Here is a 12,211-nt window from a genome sequence, read left to right on the forward strand (position 1 = left end):
AAGCCGGTTCCTCCTGTCAGCAGGCCCCCGATCCTCGGGGGACACACCCCTGACGATAGCCCAACCGGCGATGTGACGAGTCAGGCAACTGTTTCAGATGGCCTGGCGCTTCAGTTTTCGCCGCTCACGCTCCGACAGTCCACCCCAAATCCCGAAACGTTCATCATTGGCCAACGCGTACTCCAAGCATTCAGCGCGAACCGTGCAACTTGAGCACACGCGCTTCGCCTCGCGGGTTGACCCCCCCTTCTCCGGGAAAAATGCCTCAGGATCCGTCTGTGCACACAATGCATGTTGGTGCCAAGCGAATTCATCTTCGGCGTTCACCCCCAACGTCCAGATGTCGTCCATTTTGCCCCCTCTCTGGCCCAAATTACACACGTGCGGTTCCTTCGCGTCAAGCCCGTCCGGCGAGTCGGCTTGCGCCAAACCGGGCGGACAAATCCACTTCATCTCCCCAACCGTTCGCCACCCGCCGGAGATGGAACCCCAAGGAGAAACCACTTGCTCCGTTCTCACCGTCAGGACCGCCATCGACCGTCACGATCGAAACGCCCTCCGCTTTGATGGACCATCACCGCCTCGAGAACCGAAACCCTCGATGACAGATTAAGTTGAAGGTTGAAAGTATGGTCTAATCCTACCCGCGCCAGATAGGCGAATAGCCCCGATCCGGGCTCCCCTCTGTCCTCCATTTGGTCAAGTGCACGCGTCCTACGCTCCTCCTGCGGGTTCGTGCCCGATGCTTACCCCAACATCGTTTGTCCACGAACCCACCCGTCAGGCGTATTCAGCTCCGTGTCCTTCGCGCACCAACTCCACCAGCTCACGGATCCGCCCGGTCTCCGCCAGAGGAGCAACGAGAGTGGCTTCTCTGGTGTGAACGACAAGCATGTCCCGGAGCCCCATGGTTGCCACAACATGCCTCCCACCAGCGGTGTTGATGATCACACACCCTGAAGAATCCAGGCTCACACTTCGCCCATCGACCCGGTTTCCGTGCTCGTCCACCAGGAACTGCTCGGCGAGATTCTGGTAGCTACCGACGTCCTTCCAGGAGACATCCAGCCCAACTGCTAGCACCTCTGCGCTGCCCTTGCCGTGTGAGACCGGCTGCATGACCGCATAGTCGATGGAGGTTTTGAGAAGGGTGGGGAACAGCTCGTCAAGGAGCTCATTGTGCGCAGCGATCCTGCGCACTTTTTCGGCAGTGTCCGGCACCAGCGTCTCCAGCTGTTCCAGCAAAGTCCTGACACGCCATACGAACATCCCGGCGTTCCACCAGTACTCCCCCGAGGCCAAATAACGCTCGGCCACGTGAAGCTCCGGTTTCTCCTTGAACTCCGAGACCCGCCAGGCATCCAGTTCTTCATCGACGCATCCGCCGCGGTGCAGGTACCCAAATCCCGTGTGAGCCTCAGTCGGGACAACTCCCATCGTCACCAAGGCCCGAGGTCTGGCCTCCGCCACGCTGAAGGCACGCTCCAGAGTGGCACGAAACCCTTCAACGGGGGTGATGATGTGATCGGCACTCAGCATAGCGACGACGGCTTCCGGGTCACGTTGCTCGAGGATCGCAGCAGACCATGCGACGGCACTCAGCGAATCACGACCAACGGGTTCCCCGAGCAGATTCTCCCTTGGTAGTTCGGGAAGCTGTCGGGCAACGACATCCACATAGGTACGGGATGTGCACACGAGAATCCGATCATCAGGCAGCAGGCCTGCCACCCGTTCATACGCAAGCCGGAGGAGGCTCCGACCGTCAAAAAGCTCCAGAAGTTGCTTGGGCGTTCCCTGTCTCGAGAGGGGCCACAGCCTCGTACCCGAGCCGCCCGCCATTATCACCACGTAACGCATGACAGGACTTTAGTTGGGTTGTGGCGTCCTGCAACGCATAACAGAAAACTACGAGGCTGCTACATGCGGATAACGACCAGCCAGGTCCAACGCCCGTCGATCAGCACGACACCTGGGCGAATTTCACCAATGCATACTGGCAGGGCTGATGCGCACCTCTAGCATCGGAGACCATGTTCATCGAGAAACTTGGCGCGCGCCCCGGGGCATCGCCGTTGTTCACCCACTACGACGAGGCTTCCGGCTCCCGAGTCGAGTTGTCCGGAACGACTTTCACGAACTGGGTGGACAAGACCGTCAACATGCTGGATGGCCTCGGTGTGGAGGCCGGGGAACCCGTTCATCTGGATCTGGTCAACACCAGCCCTGGGCACTGGGTGACTGCGGTGTGGGTTGCCGCGATCTGGCAACGCGGGTGCCCCGTGGCCGCACGAAACGACGGCGAAGCGGTGCTCACAGTGGTTGGCCCGGCGAGTGACACCAGAGGCCCCGTCACCGTGATGTGTTCGCTGCATCCCCTCGGGCTGGGCCTCCCGGATCTGCCCACGGACTGCACAGACTACGCAGACGTGTTGGCAGAACCGGACGTTCACTGGGTGGAGCCCGTTTCTCCGGACGCTCCTGCATGGCTGCCGGACATCACCCGTGCTGAACTGGAGTATTTCCCGGGATCGGATCAGCGGCTCCTGTTCACGGATCCGCCTCCGGGTTGGGAGACCGTGCGAATGCTACTGGTCTCCCCGGTGCTGGGGGGTGGCTCAACGGTCGTGGTGACTGGTGCCTCACCCGAGCGTATTTCCCGGATCACCAGCGAGGAGAAGGCCCTTCTCACCCGTGTCGAGGAAGCCCCTTGAGGAACCCAGCTCCCCAGGCCATGTGCATGGTTGCCAACACCACGGGCAAGCGGAGTCGCGCTGCCGCCGGCACACCGCGCATGGTCAGGGTCGCGAAGACAAGGAAACCCAGGTACAGCACCGGGAAAAGAAGCATGGCGGCCAGCCAGGGCCGGCGCAGCCACACCCCGGTCATTCCGGCCCCCAGACCAATACTCGTGCCCAGGACTACGGCAGGTGGAGCGAGGTAGCGGAGGTTCGCGGTATCGGGGTGTCGTCTGATGACCTCCCGTCGCCACCTTCCTGTAAGGTAGAACTGCTTCGCCAGGGCTCGCAGGCTGGAACGGGGACGGTAGATGACCCTCAGCTCCGGGGTGAACCACACCAGGTGGCCGGCACGACGGAGCCGGTGATTGAGCTCCCAGTCCTGGGCGCGGTGCAGGGATTCATCGAAACCACCGACCTCGTTCAAGGCGTCGCGGCGGAAAACTCCCAGGAAGACGGTGTCCGCCGGCCCCGCCGGTGTGTCGGCAAGGTGGAACCCGCCGCCCCCGAGTCCCACATGCGAGTTGTAGGCTGCCGCAACAGCTTGTTCAAAGGGGGTACGTCCCTGGGCGTCCATCAGGCCGCCAACGTTGGCTGCGCCCGTCGCCCGGAGGGTTTCCACCGCGGTGGTGATGTATCCCGGGCACAGCTCGGCATGGCCGTCGACGCGGACGATGATCTCATGGCTGGCCGCCTCGATAGCCAGGTTGAGGCCGGCCGGGGTGAAACCCGTTGGGTTGTCCACCACGACGATCCGGCCATCGGCTGCCGCCAAGGAATCGGCGATCTCCCGGGTGCGATCACTGCTTGGGCCCACCGCGATCACCACCTCGAGTTCTCCCCCATATCCCTGGGCCAGAACACGCCCGACGGCGGCCTCCAGGTGCGGTTCCTCGTTGCGGACGGGCATGACGACGCTGACAGGTTCGGGAATCACCCGATCAACTTACCCGGCAAACGGGTGTTTCGGCACGTGGCGCCAGGCTAGGAGACGGGCTGTTGTCGCTGGTTGCCCCACTGCCGGGGGCAGATATCTTCTCTGTGGGAGCCGGAGGATCACTGGCCGGGGAAGACGTGCTGCTGCTCATGGAAGTGGCTGATGCATCCTCGGCCTCCGAGGCCTCAATGGTCTCGGCCACGGTCCTGCGGATCAGCGCGAAGTCCGGGGAGGATGTGCGGATCAGAGGTGGGGCGAAGTTGACGGATTCGATCGGTAGGGCCTTTCCCCTGAGCGCGAGCTCCACCAGCTCGGGCAGTTGATCCGCTCCCACGTCGGTACGCACTATGTCACTGCCCGCCTCAGCAAGGTCGACGAACCTGGTCGCAACAGTGCCAGGATCGAGCTGTTTGGCCATGGCAGCCATGACGCACTTCTGCCGCGTCATGCGTTCATAGTCATCGGAGTCGGCCCGAGAACGAGCGAACCACAGCGCATGGTAACCGTCGAGGTGGACGTTTTTCCCCGGCTCGATCCAGCCGTAGATCTCCGACCCGACCCCTCCAATGGGCACTCTTTTCCCAATGTCGAGGCTGATTCCACCCATGGCATCAACGAGGTCTTGAAAGCCGGCGAGGTCCACCATGGCGTAGTAGTTGAGCTCCACTCCCAGGGTCTCCGCGACCGCTTCCTTCATCGCGGCCAGACCGGCTTCTCTCCCCGGGTAGAGGTCAGCATGTTCCTGCCCCAGGGTGTAGACGCCGTTCAACATGCACTCTTCATCGCACCGGAAACCATCAGGGTAGAGCTTCGCCAGCGGCGACGAGGACGGGAAGGGGACGCCAACAAGGTTCCGGGGCAGCCCAAACACGACTGTCCGTCCCGTCTCAGCGTCGATGGATGCGACGTTGATCGAATCAGGCCGGATCCCCTCCCTGTCGGCAGCCGCGTCCACGCCGAGAAGCAAAATGTTGTAGCGGCCCTGCTTGACCTGACTGTCGCCACCACCCGTGAAGACATCGGAGACGTACCCAGCGGCGGTGAAGGCACTGGTGAGCAGGTTGGTTCCTATACCGGCCACCACGGCCAGGAGGAGACACGTCCCGGTCAGAACCAGACGGGCTCGGCGTTTCAGGTCCGGTGGACGCGACAGGCGCCAGGCATCGAACAGCAGAGCCAACCAGCCCAGGAACAGTACCCAGACCATGATCCTCATGACCGCAGCGACTGCTCCGTTGAGAAACAACCCGATGGTCGGTCCCCGCCAGAACAATAACCCCAGTCCGGCCAGCAGAGCGCAGGTCACAAGCACCCCCCAGATACGCAGTACCGCACGCCCCACCCTACGGTTCCCCGCCACGTACTGAGCAGCTCCAGGCAGGAGGACCGTCAGAAGGATGAGCCCAGTGGCGCGCCTGTTCCGTACAGCGGTATCGGGGGCAATCATGGCGGCTCCATGGACAGACAACAAGGAATTCCGGGGTGCCACGGTCTGATGGGGCAGCCGCAATGACCATCACCGCGACGAGCCAGCGAAACGAATGGCAAGGATGGCACCGGGTCGCACTTCCAGCAAGAGTGACTCAACCGGCCTACCCCGGACATTCGCACCATTGGCACACCCCCGTCCGTGGGACCTTGTACAAGGGTGGACCGCTGGCGACTGCCTCACCGGCAGGCACGCCGCCGAGCTGGCGAATCCTTCCGAAGGGTAACCTTGCATACCATGAGCGACCACGATCACAATTCCGACCTTGACTGGTTGTACCGCCGCGACCAGAAGCCGGACCAGAATCGTGGGTACCCGGCATCCTCCCGACCGGAACCACAGCCCTACCCTTCCCATCAGTCACCACCTCGACCGGAACCACAGCCCTACCCGCGAAGTATTCCGAGCACCGAACAGCAGGCTCCCTACCGGTCAGCAGCACCACAGCAACCGCTGGGATACACCCAGCCCTCACCACACACCCGACCTCCGAAAATACGTGGCCCCAAGCGCCGTCATCCGATCAGACGTCTGGTTCTCACTCTGATCATCGCCTGGCTGGCATTCATGATCGGAACTCCCATATATGCCTGGAGCATCGGCAACAAGGTAGAAACCGCCCCCGGGAGTGATCGGCCCGCCGAGCAACCCGGCACCGCCGTCTTGCTGGTGGGCTCGGACGGGCGCGACAAACTCACCGAACAGCAGCGCGGCGAACTCGGCACCGGAGACACCGAGGGGCAACGCACGGACAGCATGATGCTGCTGTACAAACCTCCCTCCGGGAAATCCGCCATGATTTCACTGCCCCGCGATTCCTGGGTTGATGTACCCGGGCACGGTAAGGCGAAATTGAACGCTGCCTACTCCTGGGGTGGAGCTCCGCTACTGATCCGCACCATCGAGTCCAACACGGGTATCCGAATAGACGGCTATCTCGAGGTTGGCTTCCTGGGCGTGGTCGAGGCTGTGGACGCGGTGGGAGGCATCGAGATCTGCCCGGAAAAGGCCATCAACGACAAGGACGCCCACCTGGATCTCCCTGCGGGCTGCCAAAACATCAACGGGAAAACCGCCCTCGGGTACGTCCGGATGCGCAAGTCCGACCAAACCGGCGACATCGGTCGCATGATGCGCCAACGCGAAGTGATCGGGAAGGTCGCCAAAAAAGCCCTGAACCCATTGACCCTTCTCAATCCTTTCTCCTACTGGAAACTGAACATGGCTGCGGCCCACACCTTGCTGCGGGGCTCCGAAACCGGCTTCGGTGAAGTAGTGGGAGGGGCCGAGGTGTTCCTGAGCTCCGCCACAGGTTCCGGATATTCCCTCAGCGTGCCGGTCTCCGACGCGAACGCCAGTCGCGGTGGCCAGAGCGTGATGCTCTGGGACCAGCAAGCCAGTCAGGAGGTTTTCGCCACCGTGATCGCGGGTAACACCGATCCCTTGGCAAAGTACTCCCACTGAGAGGTCGCGCCAGCAGGATGCGATCACCGCACCCGACCTGGGACACGTAGGGCCAACCTGCTCCTCCACGGCTGCGCCGTCCCGGGCGCGACGTTCTTCGTTCCGTTCCCCCTCACACCATTGCGTCGTCACGACACTCTTCAGCATCCTCTATCCGACGAGCTCCTTGGTTTCCTTGGGTTCGACTGACCCTCCCCATCCTCACGACTACACAAGCACCAGGAGCACAGTTACTCTGGTTAAGGAAGCAACATTCCTGATTCGGAGGAACAACACAGTGAGTCAGAACCATCAGGGACCTCCCCCGCAAGGGAATTGCCCACCGGGAGCCCAGTCGCAAGGGTTCCAACAACAAGTACCACCGCCACAGGCCTGGCAGCAGGGACCACCTCCCCCGGGATCTCCTTCTGCCCAATGGGGCGTCGCCACGTCCAGCAAGCGCCGGTCGAAGAAAACGATGATCTTGGCCAGCGTCCTCGTCCTCGCCCTCCTGGCCGGAGGAGGGTTTATCACGTGGTGGTTGCTGCGAGGCGCTACGCCCGCCGCGGCCAAGGGCATTCCGTCCAACGCCCTAGCGGTGCTCGAGGTGAACCTAAATCCGTCCGCGGGCGACAAGCTGGCGGTCAAGGAAGTCGCGGCAAAGTTCCCCTTCCTGAAGGACGAGACCAGCGACGCCGGGGACGACTACAAGAAAGCTCTTTGGTCCGTGCTGGCCAAACTGGGCAAAGATGCCCCGGACTACGAGTCCGAGGTGAAGCCATGGCTCGGCGATTCCGCTGCAATCGCGGCCCTTCCCGGGAAGGATTCCGGGAGCAGGTCCGCGCCCATTACGCATGTCGTCTCCATTCAGGTCACTGACAAGGACTCCGCCAAGGCCTTCACCGACAAGTACATCAAAAGCCAGAAGGTCGTCTTCCTCGACGACCTGATGGTGTTCTCTAACGACGAGGACAGCGACATCAGTGAGTCCTCTCTCAAGGACAACATCACATCCGTCGAGTCCTACAAAGCGGACATGGGAAGGCTGGGAGACGGTTTCCTCGCCACTACATGGGTTTCCTCGGAATTCATCAAACAGGTTAACTCCCAGACAAACAGCGCCGCCACTGTCCTCGAATCACGCTTCGCGGCAGGGCTCAAGGTGCAGGACGGAACCATCGCCCTGCGAACCATCTCTTGGCAGAAGGACGAGCTCAAGGAGCGCGGCGAGAACGTCAAAGACCTTGCCGGCAGCATGCCCGCCGACTGGCTTGGTTCTCTTGCCTTCTCCGCGTCTCCCGAACTCGTGAACAAGGCCTGGGAGAATTTCAAGTCCCTGCCCACTTCGTCTCAACGCCAGCTGGAGGATCTCGGGATCTCCTCGGTCGATGACATGCACGCGCTCCTCGGCACCCAGTTCTCCTTCGCTGTTGCGGGTGATTCCAAGCAGTTTCAGGTCGGCATCAAGGTGCGCACGAAAGACCCGGAAAAACACAAGAGCATCCTGGAAAAGCTCACCAAGAGCGGAAAACTGCAGGATGCCAAGACCACTGTTGAAGGCGACACAGTCACCACCATTTTCGGCGCCGACAACGGTTCTTTCTCGAATCCCAGCAACAAGCTCAGCGGGAATAGCGAGCACGAGAAGCTGACCAAGGGAATCGACAACCCGCAGTCCTCAGCATGGGTGAACGTCCCGCAGGTCCTGGAAACCATAGAAAAGACCAGCAGAAATGGCTTGCCTACGCAGGTCAAGGAGAACCTAGAGCCGATCAGCGGCATCGGAATGGTCGCGGGCCAGATCGATGACCACTACTTCGACTCCTGGATTCGAGTCGGCACCAAGTGACCCTCAGCTGATACGAGGACGCCCCCGGTGAACTTCCGGGGGCGTCCTCGTATCCCAAAGAACCTAGTTCCCTGAGCTGGCCCTGCGCACTGCTTCACCCTTGGCGCGTGCGAGGTCGCGCAGACTCGCCTGGAACTGCACCATCTGCGCTCGCAGTTTCTCATCACCAGCGGCAAGGATACGAACGGCCAGCAAACCGGCGTTGCGGGCATTGCCGACGGCGACCGTGGCAACAGGCACCCCAGCGGGCATCTGAACGATCGATAGCAGCGAATCCATGCCGTCGAGGTAGGAGAGGGCTACGGGCACCCCGATCACCGGCAGCGGCGTCAGGGCCGCCAGCATCCCGGGCAGATGCGCAGCACCCCCGGCACCAGCGATGATCACCTTGAAGCCCCGCTCGTGGGCAGAACGCCCGAAAGCCACCATCTCCTCGGGCATCCGGTGGGCGCTCACCACGTCCGCCCGGTAGCTGACCCCGAACTCCTCAAGGGCCTCCGCAGCAGCCTGCATCGTCGGCCAGTCCGAATCGGAGCCCATCAGGATCGCGACATCACTCATCGATTTCTCCCATCAGATAACGGGCAGCATGCCGAGCACGCCGCATTGCCCCGTCGAGGTCGGTTCCACAGGCGGTGACGTGACCCACCTTGCGGCCAGGACGTACTTGCTTCCCGTAAAGATGAACTGCCAGTTCCCGGTCCCTGGCGAACACATGCCTAAGTGCCTCCGTGAGGTCCCTTTCGCTTCCCCCCAGCACATTGGTCATCACGACCACCGGGCTGGTCATTTCCGGGCTGCCGAGCGGAAGGTCCAGGACCGCACGAATGTGGTTTGCGAACTGACTGGTCCGGGCACCCTCGATACTCCAGTGACCAGTGTTGTGGGGGCGCATGGCCAGTTCATTGACGACGATGCGACCGTCACGAGCCTGCATGAGCTCAACGGCGAGCACACCGATGACCCCCAGCTCGCCAGCGATGCGCAGCGCCAGCTCTTGCAAAGCCGTCGCTGCGGGACCAGAAAGCCCCGGCGCTGGAGTGACCGTCTCCACGCACACCCCGTCGCGCTGCGTGGTCTCAGAGACGGGATAGACCACGGCCTGGCAGCTCGAGCGAACTGCGATCACGGAGAGCTCGCGTTCGAAATCAATGAACTCCTCAGCTACGATCACCACTTCCTCGCCTGCCGAGACGTCGGGTTTGACCTCGAAGGGGATCGCGGCCTCCGACGGCCCGTGGAGTTTCCACACGCCCTTCCCGTCATAACCTCCACGGGAGGTCTTGGCGATAATCGGCCAGCCCTGCTCCTGACCGAAGTCGATGAGTTCCCGGCGAGTCCGGCAGATCGCGAAACGCGGGCACGGCACGCCCAACCCCGACAATCGTTCCCGCATCCGAGCCTTGTCCTGGGCGTGTTCGAGCGCCTCTGGTCCGGGCTTCACCACGATCCGGCCCTCCAGAGCGCGCAGGTGCCCGGTGGGGACGTGCTCATGATCGAAGGTGATGACGTCGCACTGCCGCGCGAAAGCGATAAGCGTATCGAGGTCCGTGTAGTCGCCGACCGTGGTCAGCGGGATCACCTGCGCCGCGGAGGAGCCGGAACTCTCGGCCAACAGATGGGTTTCGATGCCCAGTGCGATGGCCGCCTGCTGCATCATCCGGGCCAGCTGCCCGCCCCCGACGATTCCGACCCGATAGCGACGATCCACGAGGCAGCAGCCTACTATTCGACCTCGGGTTCCCCGTCGAAGATCAGGTCGGCGATCACCACATGAACCTTCTCCACGTTCGGGACGTCCTCCAGAGTGAGGGGCTTCTCCGCGGCCGTTTCGAGGATCAGGGTGCCGCAACCGAACATCCGGTCCAGTAGGGAGCTCTCGGTGTTGACATTGTTGATGCTGCGCAGCGGGAAATCGTGGCCGGTCCTGTTCAGGATTCCTTTGCGGGTGATTATCCGGCGGTTGGTGATGGTGTAGGTGGAGGTCAGCCACAGCAACCAGGGCCTGATGACCAGCCACACGATCACGGCCACGAAGATGATGACCAGAACCCAGGTGCCCCACGGCTTGACCTGCTCGGGGAGCCACACCAAGGAGATGGTCAGCAACGCACTGGCCAGGAACAAGATCAGGATCGCCCCTATGAGCGACTTGAGGTGGGTACGCAGGTGCAGAACCACCTGCTCGTCGGGGGCCAACATGTCCTTCCTAAGCGCCATGGAACAAGTCTCTCACGTTCACTGGGCAAGCCGGGCATGGATGACGTCGCCAACCGCGAAGGTTTCAATCCCGGATGCGGTCGCCACCTGGAGCCGCCCGTGCTCGTCCACCCCGTACCCGGTTCCCTCCACAATTCGTCGCTCATCGACGACAATCCGCAGCGGGGTCCCGATGGATGCACAACGTCGCTGGTACTCGTCACGAACCTCTCCCGTTTCCTGCCAGTGCTCGTAGAGCGGCTGAAAGCACTCCAGGACCGACCCCAAGAGCCGCCTCGGGTCCTCGCACAGTCCAGCGATCCTCAAGGATGTGGCGGTCGGGATCGGCAGTTGTTCCTCGCTGATCGAGACATTGATGCCAATACCGACCACGGCGCGGTCCCCGTCAGGGTGCTCGACGAGCTTGTTGAGGATCCCGCATACCTTGCGCCCGTCGATGAGCACATCGTTGGGCCACTTGAGCTGAACCCGTCCCGTCTCGGGGGCCAGGCCATCGATGGCCTCATGCACGGCAATGCCTGCCAACAGCGACAACCACCCCCAGTGAGGCCGTTCCTGTCTCGGCTCGAGCAGCATGGAGAAAGCCAGCGAGGTGCCCGGGGGAGCCACCCACGCACGGTCCATGCGTCCACGACCGGCCCGCTGCTCCAGGGTCGCTACGACGAACCCCTCCGCCCCACCTCTCTGAGCCTCTTTAGCCACGTCGGAATTGGTTGATCCAGTGTGATCCAGCCAATGCACCTCACGCCACATGTTCACGGACATGGCCGTCACCTTAGAGCCTGCGTGACCGAGACGCGATGGCACCGTCACCCCCACTGCAGTCGATCAGCAGAACCTCGACCCCGCGCGGAGAAAGGACGCCATCACAGCAGGAAGCATCGCACTAAATCCAGATGGAAGGCATCATGTCCAGGGCCAGAAACGAGGACTGCAAGGTCTTCGACGGCGTGCGAGCGAGTCGGCCGGAAATCGATCTGCTCCGTTTGGGTAGAAGCGAAGATCCGCCGCTCGGAGCCGCATTCGCCATGGCATTCCCGGGAAGCCCGGAGGGAGCCGGCGTTTACCGCTGCTGATAGCTGTACCCGGAACGACCCCACCGAAGACTAGCCTGCTGCCCGACGGCGTCGTCTGGACGCCGGGAGAAGGAGACGACAGCATGAATTCTCGACTGCTCAAGGGGTCAGTGGCCGTTCTGGCCGCAGCCGCCATCGCGTTGGGTGCGACCAGTTGCAGTGGAGGGAAACCGAGCAAGGACGCCGTCAAGGCAGGAGTGGCCAAGTCTTACAAGGACAACGGTGGTGGCGTCACCGACGACAGCCTGATCAACAGCTACGCCGGTTGCATAGTGGATGAAACCTACGACGGCCTGAACGATTCCGCCCTCCAGAAACTCGCCGACGGCAAGATCGACCTGAACGGCAAAGGCACCACGGAGGGTTTTGAAAGTGTGTACAAGGCGCGCGAGAAGTGTTCCACTAACTTGACCAAGGAGAAGTGATTCCCGACCGCTACGGGCTGGCCGGTCAGTTGGT

General features: G+C 62.1%; 12 protein-coding genes. 4 read left to right on the forward strand and 8 right to left on the reverse strand.

Annotated features, from left to right (window positions below; genetic code table 11):
- Window positions 1–93: 93 nt before the first annotated feature.
- Together V7R84_RS05190 and V7R84_RS05195 are read right to left on the reverse strand one after the other, a co-directional pair.
- On the reverse strand, window positions 94–351 hold the full coding sequence (locus tag V7R84_RS05190) for a WhiB family transcriptional regulator (RefSeq protein ID WP_041697249.1): 258 nt from the start codon (window positions 349–351) through the stop codon (window positions 94–96).
- Window positions 352–780: 429 nt separating this feature from the next.
- The gene (locus tag V7R84_RS05195; RefSeq protein WP_338572764.1) at window positions 781–1,860 is read right to left on the reverse strand and encodes a mannose-1-phosphate guanylyltransferase; all 1,080 of its coding nucleotides are present in this window, start codon (window positions 1,858–1,860) and stop codon (window positions 781–783) included.
- A gap of 173 nt (window positions 1,861–2,033) precedes the next feature.
- Between V7R84_RS05195 and V7R84_RS05200 the strand changes: the two genes are divergently transcribed.
- Complete coding sequence (locus V7R84_RS05200) at window positions 2,034–2,714, forward strand: TIGR03089 family protein (RefSeq protein ID WP_338572766.1); 681 nt, start codon at window positions 2,034–2,036, stop codon at window positions 2,712–2,714.
- On the opposite strand, the gene V7R84_RS05205 is transcribed toward V7R84_RS05200, so the two are convergent.
- The gene (locus tag V7R84_RS05205; protein ID WP_412728110.1) at window positions 2,689–3,648 is read right to left on the reverse strand and encodes a glycosyltransferase family 2 protein; all 960 of its coding nucleotides are present in this window, start codon (window positions 3,646–3,648) and stop codon (window positions 2,689–2,691) included. The genes V7R84_RS05200 and V7R84_RS05205 overlap by 26 nt on opposite strands.
- Before the next feature lie 31 nt (window positions 3,649–3,679).
- Complete coding sequence (locus V7R84_RS05210) at window positions 3,680–5,122, reverse strand: LCP family protein (protein WP_338572768.1); 1,443 nt, start codon at window positions 5,120–5,122, stop codon at window positions 3,680–3,682.
- A gap of 279 nt (window positions 5,123–5,401) precedes the next feature.
- Between V7R84_RS05210 and V7R84_RS05215 the strand changes: the two genes are divergently transcribed.
- Window positions 5,402–6,628: an LCP family protein gene (locus V7R84_RS05215; RefSeq protein WP_338572772.1), complete on the forward strand. Its 1,227-nt coding sequence runs from the start codon at window positions 5,402–5,404 to the stop codon at window positions 6,626–6,628.
- 457 nt (window positions 6,629–7,085) lie between these two features.
- Window positions 7,086–8,456, forward strand: coding sequence for a DUF3352 domain-containing protein (locus V7R84_RS05220; RefSeq protein WP_338572775.1), 1,371 nt, complete (start codon window positions 7,086–7,088; stop codon window positions 8,454–8,456).
- A gap of 63 nt (window positions 8,457–8,519) precedes the next feature.
- Here the strand turns inward: V7R84_RS05220 and purE are convergent, their stop codons facing one another.
- From purE to V7R84_RS05240, 4 genes are read right to left on the reverse strand one after another with little or no spacing between them, the layout of a single operon-like run.
- A complete protein-coding gene (gene purE / locus V7R84_RS05225) occupies window positions 8,520–9,017 on the reverse strand; it encodes a 5-(carboxyamino)imidazole ribonucleotide mutase (RefSeq protein WP_338572777.1) in 498 nt (165 codons plus the stop codon).
- Window positions 9,010–10,167, reverse strand: coding sequence for a 5-(carboxyamino)imidazole ribonucleotide synthase (locus V7R84_RS05230; RefSeq protein ID WP_338572780.1), 1,158 nt, complete (start codon window positions 10,165–10,167; stop codon window positions 9,010–9,012). The genes purE and V7R84_RS05230 overlap by 8 nt, the downstream gene beginning before the upstream one ends.
- Before the next feature lie 14 nt (window positions 10,168–10,181).
- Window positions 10,182–10,676, reverse strand: a complete 495-nt coding sequence (locus V7R84_RS05235; protein WP_338572781.1) for a PH domain-containing protein — start codon at window positions 10,674–10,676, stop codon at window positions 10,182–10,184.
- An 18-nt stretch (window positions 10,677–10,694) separates the two neighbouring features.
- Complete coding sequence (locus V7R84_RS05240; protein ID WP_338572782.1) at window positions 10,695–11,441, reverse strand: biotin--[acetyl-CoA-carboxylase] ligase; 747 nt, start codon at window positions 11,439–11,441, stop codon at window positions 10,695–10,697.
- A 394-nt stretch (window positions 11,442–11,835) separates the two neighbouring features.
- Between V7R84_RS05240 and V7R84_RS05245 the strand changes: the two genes are divergently transcribed.
- Window positions 11,836–12,177, forward strand: a complete 342-nt coding sequence (locus V7R84_RS05245; RefSeq protein WP_338572784.1) for a hypothetical protein — start codon at window positions 11,836–11,838, stop codon at window positions 12,175–12,177.
- The last annotated feature ends 34 nt before the right edge of the window (window positions 12,178–12,211 follow it).

It is taken from the genome of Arachnia propionica (genome assembly GCF_037055325.1).
Lineage (GTDB): Bacteria > Actinomycetota > Actinomycetes > Propionibacteriales > Propionibacteriaceae > Arachnia.

Excerpts from the sequence above, each read along its gene's own strand:
- V7R84_RS05190 (WP_041697249.1), bottom strand. The coding sequence starts at position 351 with ATGGACGACATCTGGACGTTGGGGGTGAACGCCGAAGATGAATTCGCT.
- V7R84_RS05195 (WP_338572764.1), bottom strand. The coding sequence starts at position 1,860 with ATGCGTTACGTGGTGATAATGGCGGGCGGCTCGGGTACGAGGCTGTGG.
- V7R84_RS05200 (WP_338572766.1), top strand. The coding sequence starts at position 2,034 with ATGTTCATCGAGAAACTTGGCGCGCGCCCCGGGGCATCGCCGTTGTTC.
- V7R84_RS05205 (WP_412728110.1), bottom strand. The coding sequence starts at position 3,648 with ATGCCCGTCCGCAACGAGGAACCGCACCTGGAGGCCGCCGTCGGGCGT.
- V7R84_RS05210 (WP_338572768.1), bottom strand. The coding sequence starts at position 5,122 with ATGATTGCCCCCGATACCGCTGTACGGAACAGGCGCGCCACTGGGCTC.
- V7R84_RS05215 (WP_338572772.1), top strand. The coding sequence starts at position 5,402 with ATGAGCGACCACGATCACAATTCCGACCTTGACTGGTTGTACCGCCGC.
- V7R84_RS05220 (WP_338572775.1), top strand. The coding sequence starts at position 7,086 with ATGATCTTGGCCAGCGTCCTCGTCCTCGCCCTCCTGGCCGGAGGAGGG.
- purE (WP_338572777.1), bottom strand. The coding sequence starts at position 9,017 with ATGAGTGATGTCGCGATCCTGATGGGCTCCGATTCGGACTGGCCGACG.
- V7R84_RS05235 (WP_338572781.1), bottom strand. The coding sequence starts at position 10,676 with ATGGCGCTTAGGAAGGACATGTTGGCCCCCGACGAGCAGGTGGTTCTG.
- V7R84_RS05240 (WP_338572782.1), bottom strand. The coding sequence starts at position 11,441 with ATGTCCGTGAACATGTGGCGTGAGGTGCATTGGCTGGATCACACTGGA.
- V7R84_RS05245 (WP_338572784.1), top strand. The coding sequence starts at position 11,836 with ATGAATTCTCGACTGCTCAAGGGGTCAGTGGCCGTTCTGGCCGCAGCC.